Origin of the sequence: Streptomyces gossypii (assembly GCF_025165795.1) — a bacterium.
In the GTDB taxonomy this organism is placed as follows: domain Bacteria; phylum Actinomycetota; class Actinomycetes; order Streptomycetales; family Streptomycetaceae; genus Streptomyces; species Streptomyces gossypii.
On record NZ_JAJAGO010000022.1, the window covers coordinates 27,921 to 45,425 of the forward strand.

The 17,505-nt window shown below is 72.5% G+C and carries 13 protein-coding genes; 6 read left to right on the forward strand and 7 right to left on the reverse strand.

What is annotated here, in order from left to right; genetic code table 11:
* Positions 1 to 139: 139 nt before the first annotated feature.
* Together LHJ74_RS32460 and LHJ74_RS32465 are read right to left on the reverse strand one after the other, a co-directional pair.
* Positions 140 to 394: a DUF397 domain-containing protein gene (locus LHJ74_RS32460; protein ID WP_260221896.1), complete on the reverse strand. Its 255-nt coding sequence runs from the start codon at positions 392 to 394 to the stop codon at positions 140 to 142.
* Positions 391 to 1,275, reverse strand: coding sequence for a helix-turn-helix domain-containing protein (locus LHJ74_RS32465; protein WP_260221897.1), 885 nt, complete (start codon positions 1,273 to 1,275; stop codon positions 391 to 393). The genes LHJ74_RS32460 and LHJ74_RS32465 overlap by 4 nt, the downstream gene beginning before the upstream one ends.
* A gap of 151 nt (positions 1,276 to 1,426) precedes the next feature.
* Here LHJ74_RS32465 and LHJ74_RS32470 point away from each other — a divergent pair, with 151 nt between their 5' ends.
* Positions 1,427 to 1,768 (forward strand): hypothetical protein, encoded by a 342-nt coding sequence (locus LHJ74_RS32470; protein WP_260221898.1) that lies wholly within the window; start codon positions 1,427 to 1,429, stop codon positions 1,766 to 1,768.
* On the opposite strand, the gene LHJ74_RS32475 is transcribed toward LHJ74_RS32470, so the two are convergent.
* Both LHJ74_RS32475 and LHJ74_RS32480 read right to left on the reverse strand, forming a co-directional pair.
* The gene (locus LHJ74_RS32475) at positions 1,750 to 5,373 is read right to left on the reverse strand and encodes a hydantoinase B/oxoprolinase family protein (protein ID WP_260221899.1); all 3,624 of its coding nucleotides are present in this window, start codon (positions 5,371 to 5,373) and stop codon (positions 1,750 to 1,752) included. The two genes, LHJ74_RS32470 and LHJ74_RS32475, sit on opposite strands and share 19 nt — an antisense overlap.
* 442 nt (positions 5,374 to 5,815) lie before the next feature.
* Positions 5,816 to 7,324 (reverse strand): aldehyde dehydrogenase family protein, encoded by a 1,509-nt coding sequence (locus LHJ74_RS32480; RefSeq protein ID WP_260221900.1) that lies wholly within the window; start codon positions 7,322 to 7,324, stop codon positions 5,816 to 5,818.
* 297 nt (positions 7,325 to 7,621) lie between these two features.
* On the opposite strand from LHJ74_RS32480, the gene LHJ74_RS32485 reads away from it, so the two are divergent.
* Positions 7,622 to 9,178 carry a PP2C family protein-serine/threonine phosphatase gene (locus LHJ74_RS32485; RefSeq protein WP_260221901.1) on the forward strand — a complete coding sequence of 519 codons (1,557 nt, stop codon included), beginning with the start codon at positions 7,622 to 7,624 and terminating at the stop codon, positions 9,176 to 9,178.
* Positions 9,179 to 9,239: 61 nt separating this feature from the next.
* Here the strand turns inward: LHJ74_RS32485 and LHJ74_RS32490 are convergent, their stop codons facing one another.
* Positions 9,240 to 10,709 (reverse strand): DNA-binding protein NsdB, encoded by a 1,470-nt coding sequence (locus LHJ74_RS32490; protein ID WP_260221902.1) that lies wholly within the window; start codon positions 10,707 to 10,709, stop codon positions 9,240 to 9,242.
* Between the two features lie 256 nt (positions 10,710 to 10,965).
* Between LHJ74_RS32490 and LHJ74_RS32495 the strand changes: the two genes are divergently transcribed.
* Both LHJ74_RS32495 and LHJ74_RS32500 read left to right on the forward strand, forming a co-directional pair.
* Complete coding sequence (locus LHJ74_RS32495) at positions 10,966 to 12,075, forward strand: aminoglycoside phosphotransferase family protein (RefSeq protein ID WP_260221903.1); 1,110 nt, start codon at positions 10,966 to 10,968, stop codon at positions 12,073 to 12,075.
* A 249-nt stretch (positions 12,076 to 12,324) separates the two neighbouring features.
* On the forward strand, positions 12,325 to 14,445 hold the full coding sequence (locus tag LHJ74_RS32500) for an N-acetylmuramoyl-L-alanine amidase (protein WP_260221904.1): 2,121 nt from the start codon (positions 12,325 to 12,327) through the stop codon (positions 14,443 to 14,445).
* Here LHJ74_RS32500 and LHJ74_RS32505 read toward each other — a convergent pair.
* Complete coding sequence (locus tag LHJ74_RS32505) at positions 14,411 to 14,908, reverse strand: hypothetical protein (protein WP_260221905.1); 498 nt, start codon at positions 14,906 to 14,908, stop codon at positions 14,411 to 14,413. The two genes, LHJ74_RS32500 and LHJ74_RS32505, sit on opposite strands and share 35 nt — an antisense overlap.
* Before the next feature lie 82 nt (positions 14,909 to 14,990).
* Here LHJ74_RS32505 and LHJ74_RS32510 point away from each other — a divergent pair, with 82 nt between their 5' ends.
* Positions 14,991 to 15,710, forward strand: coding sequence for a leucine-rich repeat domain-containing protein (locus LHJ74_RS32510; protein WP_260221906.1), 720 nt, complete (start codon positions 14,991 to 14,993; stop codon positions 15,708 to 15,710).
* A 33-nt stretch (positions 15,711 to 15,743) separates the two neighbouring features.
* On the opposite strand, the gene LHJ74_RS32515 is transcribed toward LHJ74_RS32510, so the two are convergent.
* Entirely contained in the window at positions 15,744 to 15,974 is a 231-nt protein-coding gene (locus tag LHJ74_RS32515) for a DUF397 domain-containing protein (RefSeq protein ID WP_375546887.1), read from the reverse strand.
* Between the two features lie 173 nt (positions 15,975 to 16,147).
* On the opposite strand from LHJ74_RS32515, the gene paaK reads away from it, so the two are divergent.
* Entirely contained in the window at positions 16,148 to 17,443 is a 1,296-nt protein-coding gene (gene paaK / locus LHJ74_RS32520) for a phenylacetate--CoA ligase PaaK (protein WP_260221907.1), read from the forward strand.
* Positions 17,444 to 17,505: the final 62 nt, after the last annotated feature.

Sequence of the window (17,505 nt, forward strand, 5' to 3'; positions counted from 1 at the left end):
CCTCCGTCGACAAGGACGGCGTCCCGCGCGGCGCCTTCTGCTTCACCGCGCTGTGCCGGAACAGGTGCGGCCTGAGTTGGCACGCGCCGAGTGGGCTTCGCCCCCACCCGGCTCGCGGAGCGTCACCGCCCCCGCCCGGTCAGGCGAGGTCGTCGAACTCCCCGGCCTTGACACCCTGGAGCCAAGCGCCGATCTCCGCACGGGTGAAGAACACGACCCCGGCCTCGGGCTGCTTGCTGTTCCGAACGGCTATCCGCCCGTCCGAAAGCGCGGCCGCCTCCACGCACTGGCCACCGCCGTTGCCGCCGCCGCCGGAGAAGCTGCTCTTGCGCCAATGTGCCTGCGCCAGATGGGCTTCCTGTGACATGTGCTCGCTCCCCACCTGATCGGTCATTGATAGCTCCTGAGTGCTTCGGAGATCGCCTGCACCGAGTCGGTCCGAGAGAGAGCCTGCTCGGTGAGAATTCCGAATCGCAGAGTGCACGCTCGTACGTGCTCGCGGTCCTCGATGTAAATGCTACCCGCCGGGCCCTCGGCGTAGCCGATATCCGGGATGGGATCGGGCAGCGTGAGGATACAGAAAGGCCCCTCGAGCCCAGGGCTGCCGCCACAGGCGGCGGGCAGGATCTGAAGCGTGACGTTGGGGTCTTCTGCCATGTCCAGCAACTTGTGCAACTGGTCACGCATGACTGATGGCCGTCCGATCACACGTTCCAGGATGACCTGATCGAGGATGTAGTGCAGCTGCGGAGGGTCCTCCTTGTCCAGGATTCGCTGCCGCACCATGCGCGCAGCCACACTGCGTTCCAACTCGTCGGGCAGATAGGCGCCTGGATGCACGGCGTTGAACACGGCTCGGGCGTAATCGGCGGTTTGCAGCAGGCCAGGCACGAGCATGGTCTGGAAGTCCCGCTGCGCCACCAGACCCGCCTCGATACTGAGCAGCGGGCGGACGTCCTCCGGGAGTTCGTTGTTGAACTTCACCCACCACCCCGGCTCGTGCGAGTCTGCCGCCAGTCGCACGAGCGCTTGCCGGATCGCAGCGTCCGAGGTGCCGTAGGCGTCGAGCATCTGCTCCACCTCGCGCGGCTTGACGTTGTGTTCACGGTTCTCGATCCGGGACAACTTCGGCCGGGACCAGCGTCCTGGTTGTCTCACCAGTAGTTCAACGGCGCGCTCCTGCGTGAGATCTGCCTGCTCACGCAGCGACTTCAGCGTGGCGGCCAATTGCCAGCGCCTGACGACAGATGCTCCGCCGACCGTCCCCTGCTTCATTGCTCCGTACCTCCCGACGCCCGTCTGCAAGCGCAAGCGGAACTACCCGTTCGCGTGAAACTGGACCGTCCACTTGTGCATCTGGTCTGTCCAGTTCCAGAATAGCAGCACGGACAGCAGCAGATCAAACACTCCATGTGAGGGGTTCAGCATGCCAGTCGACGGAGGTCACCCCATCAGTCGGAAGGTCTCGGAGGCCCCAGCCTTTGCGGACCCCGAACCCCTATGCGGCGAGGTCGAGTTCGGGCAGGAGCTTCGCGAGCTCGCCCTCAGTGAGGCGCCTCGGCTGTTCGCCGTGATGCAGGAGACGGGGAGCGGGCGGACGGGTGGGTTGCCGCGTGGGGGCTGGCGTTCGAGGACGATCGTCGGCGTGGGCGGGCACCGGCGGATGCGGGTGCCCTCGCCGGAGCGCGCGTTGCGGTGGTTCGGGCGGCAGCCGGACGTCACCGCGCGGCTGGTGTGGGTGACGGGCGGTCAGACCGGCGTGCCGTAGCCCCCGCCGCCCGGGGTGCGGAGCACCAGTACGTCGCCCGCGGCCGCCTCCGCCACGTCGCGGCCGGAGAGCGCGGTGACCGAACCGTCCGCGTGCTCCAGCGCGTTCACCCCGAGCGCGCCCGGTCCGCCGCCCGCCATGCCGTACGGCGCCACCCGGCGGTGGCCCCCCAGCACGGTCACCGTCATCGGCTCCAGGAAGCGGATGCGGCGCTCCACCCCACAGCCGCCGGGCCAGCGGCCCGCTCCGCCGCTGCCCTCGCGGACGGAGAAGTCCTCGACCCGCACCGGGTAGCGGTGTTCCAGGACTTCGGGGTCGGTCAGCCGGGAGTTGGTCATGTGGGTCTGCACCGCGTCCGTGCCCGCGAAGCCGTCGCCCGCGCCGGAGCCGCTGGCCACCGTCTCGTAGTACTGCACGCGGTCGTTGCCGAAGGTGACGTTGTTCATGGTGCCCGACCCCTCCGCCTGGATGCCGAGGGCCGCGTAGAGGGCGCCGGTTACCGCCTGGGAGGTCTCCACGTTCCCGGCCACGGTGGCGGCGGGGAAGACGGGAGCGAGCATGGAGCCGGGCGGGATGCGGATCTCCAGCGGTTTGAGGCAGCCGCTGTTGAGGGGGATGTCGTCGGCGACGAGGGTGCGGAAGACATAGAGGACGGCCGCCATCACCACCGAACTGGGCGCGTTGGAGTTGTCGTCACGCTGCGGTGAGGTGCCCGCGAAGTCGATGACGGCGGTGCGCTGTTCGCGGTTGACCGTGATGCTCACCCGGATGACGGCACCGCTGTCGCATTCGTAGCGGTAGGCGCCGTCGTCGAGTCCGGCGATGATGCGGCGTACGGACTCCTCCGCGTTGTCCTGCACGTGCCGCATGTAGGCACGTACGACATCGAGCCCGAACTCCTCGGTCATGCGGTGCAGTTCCGTGACGCCCTTCTCATTCGCGGCGATCTGCGCCCGCAGGTCGGCGAGGTTCGCGTCGGGTGCGCGGGAGGGGTGGGGTGCGGCAGCCAGCAGTGCGCGGGTCTCCTCGTCACGGAGCGAACCGTCCCGCACCAGGGGCCAGTTGTCGAAGAGAACGCCCTCCTCGTGCACGGTGCGGCTGAAGGCGGGCATGGAGCCGGGTGTGATGCCGCCGATCTCGGCGTGGTGGCCGCGGGAGGCGACGAGGAAGAGCAGCGTCCCTCCGGAGGCGTCGAACACCGGGGTGACGACGGTGACATCGGGCAGATGGGTGCCTCCGTGGTACGGGTCGTTGACCGCGTAGACCTCGCCGGGCCGCATGCCGGTGCCCTCGCCGCCCGCGGCGCCGTGGCGCCGCAGCACCTCCTTGATGGACTCGCCCATCGAGCCCAGGTGTACGGGGATGTGCGGCGCGTTGGCGATGAGGTTGCCCTCGTCGTCGAAGAGGGCGCAGGAGAAGTCGAGCCGCTCCTTGATGTTGACGGAGTGCGCGGTGTGCTCCAGCCGCACGCCCATCTGTTCGGCGATGGCCATGAAGAGGCTGTTGAAGACCTCCAGCCGGACGGGATCGGCGGCGGTGCCGACCGCGCCGGCCGAGGAGCGGGGTGTGGTCCGGGTCAGCAGCAGATGGCCGTGCGGATCGGCGGTGGCCTGCCAGCCGGGGTCGACGACGGTGGTGGCGTCGTCCTCCGCGAGGACGGCGGGGCCCTCGACGGTGACGCCGGGGCGCAGTCCGGCGCGCCGGTGGAGCGCGCACTCCCGCCACCGGCCGGCGGCGTACATCCGTACCCGGTCGGCAGGCGCCGGGGCTTCGGCGCCGGTCCGCTCGGCTGGCAGGGCGGTGGGCGCGCCGTGCGGTCCGGCCGTCCCGGTGGCCTCGGCCACCGCGGTGGCCACGACCAGCGGCTTGTCCATGACGAAGCCGTAGCGGGCGCGGTGCGCGGACTCGAACTCGGCGCGTATGGCGGGGGCTTCGCCGAGGTCCACCTCCAGGGTGGCGTCCGTACCGGCGTAGCGCAGGTGCAGCCTGGTCCGGGTCTCGATCGCCGCGTCCGGGATGCCGTCGGAGCGCAGTTCGGTGCGGGTGCGCGCGGCCAGCCGTCCGCACAGCTCCCGTACGTCCGGCAGCACGGCGTCGGTCAGTTCGGCTTCGACGGACTGTTCCCGCAGGGCGGTGGCGTCGGCGACCCCGATGCCGTAGGCGGAGAGCACGCCCGCGAGGGGCGGCACCACCACGGTGGGGACGCCGAGCACGTCCGCGACCCCGCAGGCGTGCTGGCCGCCCGCGCCGCCGAAGGCCGCGAGGGCGTAGCGGGTGACGTCGTGGCCGCGCTGAACGGAGATCTTCTTGACGGCGTTGGCCATGTTGAGCACGGCGATCTCCAGGAACCCCTCGGCGACCTCCTCGGCGCCGCGGTCGTCCCCGGTGGCCGCCGCGGCTTCGCGGGCGAGCTCGGCGAACCGCTCCCGCACCAGGTCCGCGTCGAGCGGCTGGTCCCCGCCGGGACCGAAGACGTGCGGGAAGTGCGCGGGCTGCACCCGGCCGAGCATCACGTTGGCGTCGGTGACCGTGAGGGGCCCGCCGCGCCGGTAGCAGGCGGGGCCGGGGTGCGCTCCGGCGGAGTCCGGGCCGACCCGGTAGCGTGCGCCGTCGAAGTGCAGGACGGAGCCGCCGCCCGCCGCGACGGTGTGGATGTCCATCATGGGCGCGCGCATCCGGACCCCGGCGACCTCGGTGCCCAACGAGCGCTCCAGCGCGCCCGCGTAGTGCGAGACGTCGGTGGAGGTGCCGCCCATGTCGAAGCCGATGACGCGGTCGTGGCCGACCTCGGCGCAGCTGCGCGCCACGCCGACGACTCCGCCGGCCGGGCCGGACAGGATGGCGTCCTTGCCCCGGAAGTGCGCCGCCTCCCGCAGCCCGCCGTTGGACTGGAGGAACATCAGCCGTACGCCGGGGAGCTCGGTGGCCACCTCGTCGACGTAGCGGCGCAGTACGGGCGAGAGGTAGGCGTCCATGACGGTGGTGTCTCCGCGGGGCACCAGCTTGATCAGCGAACTGACCTCGTGTGAGCAGCTGACCTGGGTGAAGCCGGTCTCGCGGGCGAGGCGGGCGATCTCCCGTTCGTGCACGGGCGCGCGGTAGGCGTGCAGCAGGACGACGGCGGCACTGCGGAAGCCGTCGCGGTACGCGTCGCGCAGCGCCGCGGTGGCGGCGTCCCGGTCCAGGGGGCGGACGGTCTCCCCCTCGGCGCCCGTCCGCTCCGGCACCTCGACCACGCGTTCGTAGAGCGGCACCGGCAGCACGATGTGCCGGTCGAAGAGGCGCGGCCGGTTCTGGTAGGCGATGCGCAGGGCGTCCCGGAAGCCCGTGGTGGTCAGCAGGACCGTCGGTTCACCGGTGCGCTCCAGCAGGGCGTTGGTGGCGACGGTGGTGCCCATCCTGACGGCCTCGACGCGGGTACCCGGCACCGGCTCGCCCTCGGGGATGCCCAGCATCCGCCGGATGCCGGCGACGGCCGCGTCACGGTAGCGCTCGGGGTCGTGGCTGAGAAGCTTCCCGGTGCGCAGGGTGGAGTCCGGCCGCTTGCCGATGATGTCGGTGAAAGTGCCGCCGCGGTCGATCCAGAATTCCCAGCGCCCGGTCATGCGGCCATCGTGCCAGTCGGGCGGCGGGCGGAAGGCGGTTCCCGTCCGTGCCGCGCCGCCGTACGCGGGCGACTTCGCACACCGCCGCGTGGCCGCCGTCACTCATGGGGCGGGGCGGTGTCGCGGCGCGCGCACCGCTGCCGCGGTCGGCCTGCGTACGGGCGGGGCGAGACGGAGGCGGGAGCCCGACCGCCGGGCTGAGGCTGAGGCCGGGGCCGGGGGCCGGGGCCGGGGGCCGGGGGCTTGCCGGGAAGCGCGCCTCCGGTGCCGGGGCCTCCGCCACGGGGCTCCGCAACGCAGCCAGGTGTGCCGGACGGCGCGAGCCGGTGACCTTCCGGTCACGCCACTGGCTCAGCCGGACGCCGGGCGGGGGTGGTCTCGTCCGCACGGACCGGGCCCGGGGCGCACCGGCGCGGTCGGTAGCCGAGCCACCGGGCGCGTGTCACACGGACGGGCCGCCGTCCGGACTGAGTCTGCCGCGCACCGCGCTCTGGACCCCGGACTCCTCGGCAGGATCGGCGGCAAGGCGGCGCAGCCGCTCGACGACGCGGGCGTCCCCCGTCGTCGCGTTCTGTGCGGCGATCTCGCGGGTGCTCTCCTCGCAGTCCCACAGGCATTCGATCGCGAAGCCCGCCGCGAACGTGGGGTCGGTGGCGGCCAGCGCGCGGGCGGTACGACCGCGCAGCTGGGACGAGGAGGTCTCGCGGTAGATATGGCGCAGCACGGGTGCGGCACAGCGGATGGTCAGCCGCCCCGTCCCGTCGACCAGCGGCCACAGCTCGTCGCTGTCCGCCCCGTGCAGGCGCAGGGTGCGGCGCAGGGCGGCCAGGACCGCACCGGTGTCCTGCGGGCCGCCCCGGTTGGCGAGCATCTGCGCGGCGACCAGGCCCAGCGCGTCGTCGCGGTGCCCGGCCCAGTGCCGGGCCCGCTCCAGCGCGGCGACGCTGCGCATCCGGGCGAAGGAGTCGAGTGCGGAGCGGGCCAGCGGCGGCAGGGTGCCGTCGGCCGCGCTCATCGACGGTTCGACCGCGGCGTCCGCGAGCAGGTCGAGGACGGCCGGGTCGCCGCGCTCGGCGAGGTGCCGCAGCGCTGCGGCCCGGCGGGTGTCCGTGCCGCCGCGGGCGGCGCGGAGCAGTTCGTCGCGGTCCTCCGGGCCCGCCACGGCCGCCAGACAGCGGGCGGCGGCGGCCTCCCGGTGCCGGCTCGCCTCACCGTAGCGATCCGGCTGCCCGCCGGGGCCCGAATGGTCGCCGCCGTTCTCGGCCCAGTCCAGGACCTCGCGCACGCTCCAGCCGGGGCGGGGTCCCCGGTTGTTCAGCTGCCGCTGCCAGCGGTCGAAGGAGCCCTGTTCTTGCAGGCGGCGCAGTCGCTCGGCCCGCTCGGGGTGTGCCGGGTCCTCCGCCCACAGGCGCCACGGCCTGGGCTCGAAGGCGTTGCGGGCGGCTTCGGCGAGATCGGCGTCGCCCTCCCGGGTGCGGGGGAAGCGGGCGAGTACGGCGGCACCGAGGCGCCGCAGTGCTGCGTCGTCGTCACGCACGGCGAGCTCGTCGAGCGCCCACTGCCAGTTGGCGCCCGCCACCGCGTACCGGCGCAGCAGCCGCAGAGCGCCGTCGTCGCCGTAGGAGGCGAGGTGGCCGAGCACGGACAGGGCCAGGCCGGTGCGCTCCTCGGTGCCCTCCAGGGTGACGAGGTCGTCCGGGTGGAAGAGGTGCTTCTCGATGTCGTCGAGGCCCGCGTCGAGCTCCATGTGGAGGCGCGCGTAATAGAGCGACCGGTGTTCGATCTGCCAGTCGCGTCGTGGATCGTGCAGCACGCATTGCCGAAGGGCGGACAGCGCTTCGGCACGCGGCGCCGCGAGGGCGTGCAGCGTCCCGTCTCCACGGCCTCGCTGGAGGAGGCCGAGCAGGGTGCCGCTGGGCGCTATGTCGGAATCGACGGAATCGACGAACATAAGAGTCAGCATCCGGTGCGTGGTGTTCGACTGGCAACGGGATTTCCGCTGACCGGCATTCTTGCCGATGGCGGCGGTTCTATTCCTGCCGAGGCCGGTCCGCCCCGGACCGCCCCGCGGCGGCAGCCTACCCGGAAGCATCGATTCCGCCGATTCGGGGGCCAGCTGGTCGGAGCGAAGCGGAAGCCGCTGACATATGCCTGAAGCACCACTGAATCGGGTGTTGCCAAATCCCTTACGCTCAGTCGCGGCCTATGTCACAGTCGTGAGCGGACCTGACCCGTATCGGAGATTCACATGCCCTCCCACCTCCATGCGGACCGCTGCGCCGCAGAGCCGCCCGGAGGCGGCGCGCTGGACGCCCTCATCACCGAGACCCGCCGCCTCCGCGGTGGTATCGACGCGGTCCGCCGTGACGCCGTCGGAGACGACGAGGAGTGCCAGCCCGACGCCCAGCAGCGCTGGCGGCGCGCGCTCTGCGAGCTGGCGGCGCACCAGCTCGACGACCTCGGCGGTCAGCTCAGGCAGCTTCGCGAGGGCGTCCCGCCCGGTCCCACCCCGGCGTCCGGCCTCCACACCCAGCCGGACGTCCCGGCCGCCCGGAGCGGCGCCGGCGCGGGGCCGCACGGCGGCGCCGCCGCGTACGACAGCCCCGAGGCAGCCCCCAGGGTGCCCGCGGCCGGCTCCCTCGTCGGGCGGGTCGGCAGCGCCGAGTGGGATCTGCTCACGGACGAGGTGACGTGGTCCGAGGAGCTCTTCGGGATCTTCGGCCGGACGCTGTCGGACGGCCCGCTGTCCCTCGACGAGCTGCCCTCCTGGGTGTGGAGCGAGGATCAGACGGCACTGACCGCGGCGGTCACCGACTGCCTGGTGGACGGCAGGCCGGTGGACGGCGAGTTCCGCCTGGTGCGGCCGGACGGTTCGGTGCGCACCGTGCACATGATGGGTGAGCCGGTTCTCGACGCCGAGGGCGGTACGGCGTCCATGTGGGCGGTCCTGCGGGACGTCAGCGAGCTGCGCCGCAGCGAGCGCGCCGTGCGCGAGACGGGCGACCGCCTGGAGCGGGAGCGGCATCTCGCCCAGACGGAGCGGCGGCTCGCGGTCGAGCTGCAGGAGACGGTACTGCCCCCCTGGCGCGGTTCGCTGCGGCTCCCTCAGGGTGCGGGAGGGCTCAGCGGCGCACTGGAGCTGGCCGCGCACTATCTGCCGTCCGCGACGGGCGCCCTGGTCGGCGGCGACTGGTATGACGCGCTGGAGCTGCCCGGAGGCGCCACCTTGCTCAGCGCCGGCGACCTGACCGGCCACGGCGTCGCGGCCACCTCCGGCATGGCGATGCTGCTCGGCGCGGTGCGCGGCATGGCGGTCGCCGGGGTGGAACCCGGCGCGCTGATGGCACACCTCAACGAGCTGCTGGACTCCGCCGCACAGCCCGCGCTGGGCAGCGCGGTGTGCTGCCGCTACCTCCCGCACACCCGTACGCTCACCTGGTCACAGGCGGGTCACCCGGCGCCTCTGCTGTTCCGTGGCGGCGCGGGCCGTTCGCTGGACCGCCCCGAGGGCGTGCTCCTCGGGGCGACCTCCGGAGCGGTCTACGGGCAGCGGGAGGAGCAGCTGGAGCCGGGTGACCTGCTGGTGCTGCACACCGACGGACTGGCCCCGCGCAGCGCCGCGTTCGACGGCACCGGCGGAGCCGACGGGCCGGCCCGTACGAGCACCGACCGGCTGCTGGGCCTCGCTCCCCGGTTCGCCGCCGCGCGCACCGCCCAGGAGTGTGTGCGCACGGTCGTCGAGGAGTTCGGCGACCGGGAGCGCGAGGACGACGCCTGTGTACTGGTCGCCAGGATCGGCGACTGACGGCACGGACACACCGGCCGAACCGCCGCACACCACCCGAGCCCCGCGCCCCGGCAGGCTCCTACACCGCCGTCGTTCCCCGCCCCCGCGGGGCCTTCGGCAGCGCCTCCAGCACCTCCGCGCGCAACTCCTCGATCTTGGGGTAGCCCGAGTAGTGCCCGGTGAGCCGGTACATCTCCCGCAGCCGGTCCCAGGTCCGGTGCGAGGAGGTCTGTCCGATCGTCAGCAGGGCCAGCCTGGCGTACCGGTCGGCCTCGTCCGGGTCGTCGGCGATGAAGCAGGCGGAGGCCATCGTCAGATAGTCGAAGATCTTGGACCGCTGCCTCCCGTCGACCCGCATGTGCAGCGCCTTGCCCGCGAAGCGCCGCGCATGGCCGGCCGCGGACGGATCGTGCTCGGCCAGGGTGCGGTACGCCAGCGCCTGCATGCCGTACAGATCCTCCTCCTTGAAGATCTGCATCCAGCTCGGCGGCGGCACGTCGCCGCGGTCGGAGGCGAAGAGCTCCTCGGCCCGGCCCAGGGTCCGCCGCATCGCCTGCCCGCGGCCCATCGACGCCTGAGCCCACGCCTCGACGGTGTGCAGCATCGCCTGCGTACGAGGCAGCGTCGCACCCCCCGAACCCCTGTTGGCAAGCTGCATCAGATCCAGTGCGTCGTCCGGCCTTCCCAGGTGCACCATCTGGCGGGCCGCGCGGGAGAGCGCCTCACCTGCGCGCGGGCGGTCGCCGCCCTCCCTGGCCGCATGGGTGGCGATCACGAAGTACTTCTGGGCGGTGGGCTCCAGGCCCACATCGTGCGACATCCACCCGGCGAGCACGGCGAGGTTCGCCGCCACCCCCCAGAGCCGCTGCTGCATATGCCCTGGATGCTGGTGGGTGAGCATGCCGCCCACCTCGTTGAGTTGGCCCACCACCGCCTTGCGCTGGAGCCCGCCGCCACGGGCCGCGTCCCAGGCGCGGAAGACCTCGACCGAGTGTTCGAGCGCTTCGATCTCCTCGACGCCCACGGGCGCCGGATCGTAGGGGGAGGAGGGGACGTTGATCTGCTGGAGGGAGTCGAGGGGAGGAGCGCCTGCCGCCAGGGCGGGGTCCGTCCGGAGCCAGTCGTGCAGGGCACCGCTGAGGGCGGATCCCGCGGTGAGCGCGGCGCCCGCACCCACCAAGCCGCGTCGGTTGAGCATGAGGTCCATTCCCGTGAATTCGGTGAGGACCGCGGCCGTCCGCTCCGGTGCCCAGGGCAGTCCGTCGACGGACTGCCGGTTCCCTGTCTGCCCCGGCTTGCGGAATCCGAGATCCTCGATGGTCACGACACGACCGAGCCGCTCGGTGAACAGGGTGGCCAGCACTTTCGGCACCGGATCTCGCGGGGTCTCCCCCATGTCGATCCAACGCCGCACCCGTGAGGTGTCCGTCGCCAGCTGCGGATGGCCCATGGCCGCCGCCTGCCGGTTCACGAGTCTCGCGAGTTCGCCCTTGGACCAGTCGGCAAGGCCGAACAGGTCCGCGAGACGGGTGTTGGGTCCCTTGGTCACGTCAAGCCCCCAGGTTCTCGGCTGAGTTGACAGTAACGGGCCCGCAGCCCGTGCTTCGAGCATTCGCCAGGGTTCGCCAGGGTCCGCCACGTGGTGTGCCACCCGCGCGCGGGTGTCCTTTGGAAAAGCGCCACCCGGCCCGTGCTCGGGTCCGGCCGGTCCGTACTCCCCAGGGTGCGCAGACCGTCTGCCGGAGCCCGATCGAAGGGCCGGGGGCGCAGCCAACCGTCGGCGCACGAAGGGATCCTGCTCGCCCATGTATCCAGCAACGTCCCCCGTGTCCGCACCACCCCGGCCACGCCTGACGGAGCCTTACGGCAGGACGGGCCGGCCGCGCCGGGTACCCGTCGCCGCCGGCCGGCCCCTCAGCGGGAGGCTGGATCTGTCCGGCCCGCAGGGGGCGCAGCTGCGGACGGTCATCGCCTCGGTGCACCGCGTCTGTCCGGACTTCCAGCCGGTGCAGCTGCTGCGGCGCAGCGGCCGCTCGGTGCTGCTGGCCGGCACCGTCGGCCGCACCGCCGTGGTGGCGAAGTGCCTGGTGGACCACTCCCCCGCCTGGGTGGAGCGGTTCCAGCACGAAATAGCGGCCTACCGCACCTTCGTACGCCACCGTCCACCGGTACGGGTGCCCCGGCTGGTGGCCGCCGATCCGGACGCCGGGACTCTGATCACCGAGCGGATGCCCGGCCGCCCGGCGGCGCTGCAGCGGCATCCGTTCGAAACGCCCAGCCGTGCGGAGCTCAACGCCGTGCTGGAGTCGGTGTGCCGGGTCAACGCCTGGCGGCCTCCCGCCGCCGCCTTCGACCGCCCGATCGACTATCCGGCGCGGCTGAACCGCTATCACGAACTCGGCCTGCTGACCGACCGCGACGTGGGCGACCTCCAGAAGCTGCTGCACGGGGTGGTGAGCGCGGGCGGCAGGCGCTACGGGCCCTGGCAGTTCTGCCACGGCGACGCCCTGCTCTCCAACGTGCTGCTCTCCCCCGCCGGTCCGGTGCTGATCGACTGGGAGCACGCGGGCTGGTACCTGCCGGGCTTCGACCTGGCGACGCAGTGGACCGTGCTGGGTGACGCTCCTGTCGCGCGGCGCCGCATCAGCCAGCTCGCCCAGTCCGCCGGACGGGCCGCCCTGGACGCCTTCCTGGTGAATCTGATGCTCGTGCTGACCCGGGAGATCCGTACCTACGAGACCGCGGTGCAGCGCACCATGCGCGACCCGTCGCCGCCGGTCGCCCGGCCCGGCCGGGCCCATGAGCGCGCCGGTGCCATGGCCTCCGGGGAGGAACAGCGGCTGCTGCTGCGGCGGCTGCACGACGACTGCGGGATGGCGCGCCGCGCGGTACGGGCCGCCGTGGGCACCCGCTGACTCGGCGGCCTGTCATGGGAGAGGGGGCGGCGCTGACAGGGTGCACCACGTCGTGAGCCGGACGGGTGCAGCCGGGGCGGGACCGGCGGCATTCGTTCCGTACGAACTGCCGGGCGGGGACCGGCCGGTGCGCGGACGACGGGCCGGTCGCCGCGCACCGACGGTGGTTGACCGGCCGGCGGGCGGGCTATGACTTCCGGTGCGACACGCACCCACGCGGACAGGCACCCCGGGCCGAGGAGGCCGCACATGCGAGGACCCGCCGTCCATCCCGGCAGCCCACTGCCCGCCGACCCCGGTCAGAACCGGCGGGACCGGCGGCGCCGTCCCGGCCGATACGCCCGGCAGGCCCGGCGGGCGGCAGCAGCCGGAGCCGCGGCACTGCTGCTGCCGCTGGCCGCCGCGGACCCGGGCGCCGCCGACGACCGGGCCGGCCCCGGCCCGGGGCCCGGAGATCTCCAGCGCGCGTTCACCCGAGCGGCGGAGCGCTACCAGGTGCCGCGCGGCGTGCTGCTCGGCGTCTCCTATCTGCAGTCCCGCTGGGACGGCCACGCGGGCCGGCCGAGTGTCTCCGCCGGCTACGGCCCGATGCACCTCACCGACGTCCGTACGGCCGTGCGGGAGGCGGGACCGGCCGGGACGGCGCCCGGGGCCTGTCCGGCAGATCTTCGAGGATCAGGCGGTGACGTCCGGTGCGTGCGCCCGCAGGGCGGAGGACCGCCCTCGTACGGGGTGTACCCGGACGAGCCCCCGCCCGCCAGGCTGCGTACGCTCGCGAAGGCGGCGGAGCTGACCGGGCACTCACAGGCTGACCTGCGGGAGCGCCCCGCGGCGAACATCGAGGGTGGTGCGGCGCTGCTCGCGGCGTCGCAGCGCGGGCTGGGGCTGCCGCTCAGCGAGGACCCGGCCGACTGGTTCCGGGCAGTTGCCGCCTACCCCGGAGGCACCGGTGAGGACGGCGGGACGGCGTTCGCGCGGGAGGTCTTCGCCGTCCTGCGGGCGGGCGGGGAACGCGTCACGGACACAGGTCAGCGGGTGAGGCTCCGGAGCGCCGCTGGGCTGCGCAGCCCAGCGGCGCGCCAGCAGGAGCCGGAGCCGGACGGCGCGCCCGAGTGCCCGCGCGGCGTCTCCTGCGAGTGGATGCCCGCCCCGCACGAGCGGTACACGAACGACGAGGGCGAGCCGGACTACGGCAACCACGACAAGGCGGACCGGCCCGACAGCCAGGACATCGACTACGTCGTCATCCACGACGTGGAGGGCTACTGGGAGAGTGCGACCCGGCTGGCTCAGGACCCGGAATACGTGTCGTGGCACTACACACTGCGGTCCTCGGACGGCCACGTCGCACAGCACGTGCGGACCAAGGACGTGGGGTGGCACGCGGGCAACTGGTATCTCAACTCGACCTCGGTGGGCCTGGAACACGAGGGCTTCCTGACCGCACCGGACGCCTGGTACACCGAGGCGATGTACCGCTCCTCGGCACGGCTGGTCGGCTATCTGGCGCGGAAGTACGACATCCCGCTGGACCGGCAGCACATCCTGGGCCACGACAACGTGCCCGGCACCACCCCGGCCGCCATCCCCGGCATGCACACCGATCCCGGCCCGTACTGGGACTGGCAGCACTACTTCCAGCTGCTGGGCAAGCCCTTCCGGGCAACCTCGGCCGGGCGCGGCGCCCCGCTCGTCACCATCCGGCCCGACTACCGGACCCACCGGCCCCGGTACACCGGCTGCGACAAGAGCGGCGCCGCCTGCCCCGCGCACGGCTCCGGGGCCGTACGCCTGCACACGGCGCCGAGCGCCGGGGCACCACTGGTACGCGACCGCGGCCTGCGGCCCGACGGCAGCCCGTCCACCACCGGGGTCAACGACACCGGGGCGCGTGCCGGCACCGGCCAGCGATACGCGGTGGCCGGGCGTGCGGGCGACTGGACCGCGATCTGGTACCTGGGGCGGAAGGCGTGGTTCCACAATCCGGGTGACCGGCCCACCGCCGTTCCCGCCGTCGGCCCCGTCGTCACACCCGCCGGGGGCGAGAGGAGCGTGCCGGTCTACGGCCGTGCCTACCCGGAGAAGTCCGCCTATCCGGAAGGTGTGCCCCCGCAGGACCTCGAGCCGTTGCCCTACCGGCTCGGAGCGGGACAGAAGTACGCGCTGGGGCTCCGTACCCGCGGTGCGTACCTGTGGGCGAAGAGCTTCGACCCCCGTGGGGAGAAATCCGTGGTCGTGCGCGGCAAGCAGCTCTACCACCAGATCCAGCTGGGGCACCGGGTGGCCTTCGTGAAGGCCGAGGACGTCACGGTGCTCGGTACTGCTAATGGAAGTCCTACTGCTGGAACAGCTCCGCGGGCAGCGGCTTGAGCAGGGCGTACAGATCGCTGGTGATCGGGCGGTCCCAGCTGGCGATGGTCACCAGTACGCCGTCGTTCCGGTCGAACTGCACGCAGGAAACCCGCTCCTCGGAACACTTGACGCGGCGGACGATCAGCAGGTTGTCCTCGTGCATCACCGGGTCGTCCTCGACTCCGACCACGGTCACCGGCTCGTCGTTCTCCAGGGCGGACAGCAGCTGGGCCACCTCGAAGGGGACATCGCCCTCGGCCACCTCACGGGCCGGTGAATCCGGCGGCAGATTGCCGATGATCATCGCCGGGCCCCGGCCGCCGAACAGGTCATAACGCAGGAACACCCCCTGGCAACTGCCGTCGGGAGCGGGCAGCAGCCCGGCTCCGAGGTTGCCCGGCCAGTCGGACGGATCCATGGCCAGGACATCGAAGTCCGGCCCGGCGGGCACGGCGGCGTTGCGGCGGCGGAGGAAGGACATGAGGGCAATGGTACGTCGCCCTCTCGTCCGGGCTTCCCCGGATGAGAGCCAGGCTCCGGGGTGCTGGCATGATTGCCACCTGATGGCGGAGACGGTGAACCTGTGGAAGGCGGGCCTCGGCGAGGTGCCCGCGCACGTGTGGCAGCGCGGCGGCACCGAAGTGCTGATCCTGGCGGACAACGGGCTCACGGCCGTCTCCCCCCGGATCGGGGAGCTGCGGCGGCTGCACACCCTGGATCTGGGACACAACGCGTTGCCCCGGATACCGTCAGAGATCGGCGCGCTGCCGCGCCTGGACCGCTTCCTCTACCTGCACGACAACAGGCTGACCCGGCTGCCCGACTCACTCGGACGGCTGGACCGGCTGGCCTATCTCAACGTCGGCGAGAACCCGCTCACCGCACTCCCCGACAGCCTCTGCGAAATGGCCCAACTGGTGGAGCTGCGGGCACAGCACTGCGGGCTGACCGCGCTGCCGCACGACCTCGGCCGCCTGCGCGCGCTGCGCGAACTCTGGCTGCGGGGCAACCCGCTGACCTCACTCCCCGAGAGCCTGGGGCAGCTGGCCGAGCTCCGTCAGCTGGATCTGCGCGAGAACCGGCTGACGGAGCTGCCCGCCTCGCTGGGCGGGCTGCCGCTGCTGCGCGGACTGGATCTGCGCGGCAACCCGCTGCGTACGCTGCCCGCCGCGCTCGCCTCGCTCCCCTCGCTGGAGAAACTCGACCTGCGCTGGAGCGGAGTGCACGAGGACGACCCCACCGCGCGGGCACTGGCCCGCGCGGGGTGCGTGGTACTCAGCTGAGGAACACGGGGTCGGGAAACACGGGCGGAAGTGTCAGGTGAGGTCGAACTCGCCCTGACGGGCACCGAGCACGAACGCACGCCATTCACTCGGGGTGAAGACCAACGCCGGGACTTCGGGATGCCGGCCGTTGCGCATCGCGATGAAGCCCTCGACAAAAGCTATCTGCACATCTCCTTTGCCCCGGCTGCCGGACTGCCAATGTGCGTGGGTGAGGTCGAGTTCCGGCTTCATCGCCGTCGTGGTGGTGGTGCCGTCGGCCACGTGCGTGCTCCTCCCGGTTCGTCTGCTGGGCTCAGCGTAGCGATCGCGGCCAGCTGCCGACAGGGCGTCTTGACCAAGCCCCGCCGCGCTGCTTACGTGACCGCACTGACCGGACGCCGCACGCGCACCGACCGCGCGCCAGAGGGCTCCCGGACGAGCGGTGAGGGCATCTCATGCAGCTGACGGATCCCGCCGAACGGCTCACGCGCGAAGAGCTGCGGCACCTCCAGCTGACCCGGCTGCGGGCCACCCTGCGCCACGCGTACGAGAACGTCCCCCACTACCGGGCGGCGTTCGACAAGGCGGGCGTAGGGCCACAGGACTGCTCAAGCCTCGCCGATCTGGCCCGCTTCCCCTTCACCACCAAAGACGATCTGCGGGAGAACTACCCCTTCGGGATGTTCGCCGTGCCGCAGGACCGGGTGCGACGCCTGCACGCCTCCAGCGGCACGACCGGCGTGCCGACCGTCGTGGGCTACACCGGGCGGGATCTGGACACCTGGGCGGAGGTCGTCGCCCGCAGCATCCGCGCGGCCGGCGGCAGGCCGGGCATGCGCGTGCAGGTTGCCTACGGGTACGGCTTGTTCACCGGCGGCCTGGGAGCGCACTACGGCGCCGAGCGGCTCGGCTGCACCGTGATCCCCGCCTCCGGCGGGGCGACCGCGCGGCAGGTCCGGATGATCCGCGACTTCGAGCCCGAGATCATCATGGTGACACCGTCCTACATGCTCACCCTGCTGGACGAGTTCGACCGGCAGGGCGTCGATCCCCGTACGACCTCGCTGCGGGTGGGCATCTTCGGCGCCGAGCCGTGGACGGAGCGGATGCGGCAGGAGATCGAGGAGCGCTTCGACCTCGACGCGGTCGACATATACGGGCTGTCGGAGGTGATCGGCCCGGGGGTCTCGGCGGAGTGTGTGGAGACCAAGGACGGCCTGCACATCTGGGAGGACCACTTCTGGCCGGAGATCGTCTCGCCCGGGACCGGGCGACCGGTGCCCGAGGGCGGGCACGGCGAGCTGGTCCTCACCTCGCTGACCAAGGAGGCGATGCCGGTGATCCGCTACCGCACCCGCGACCTCACGCGGCTGCTGCCGGGCACGGCACGGCCCGCCTTCCGCCGGATGGAGAAGGTCACCGGCCGCTGCGACGACATGATCATCCTGCGCGGGGTGAATCTCTTCCCGGCGCAGATCGAGGAGATCGTGCTGCGTACCACCGGAGTGGCACCCCACTTCCAGCTGCGGCTCACCCGCCGGGGACGGCTGGACGAGCTGACCGTGCGGGCCGAGGCACGCCCCGGCGTCTCAGCCGAGCGCCGTGCGGCCGCCACCTCCGACATCGCCCGCGCCGTACGCGAGGGGATCGGGGTGTCGGTGGCGGTGGAGATCACCGACCCGGAGACGCTGGGGCGGTCGGAGGGGAAGTCGCAGCGGGTGGTGGACGAGCGCCCGGAGCTGAACGAGTGAAGGGCGAAGGGCGGCGAGCGGCTGGTAGCGGGCAACGGACAGCGGGAGGACAGGCGAGGCGA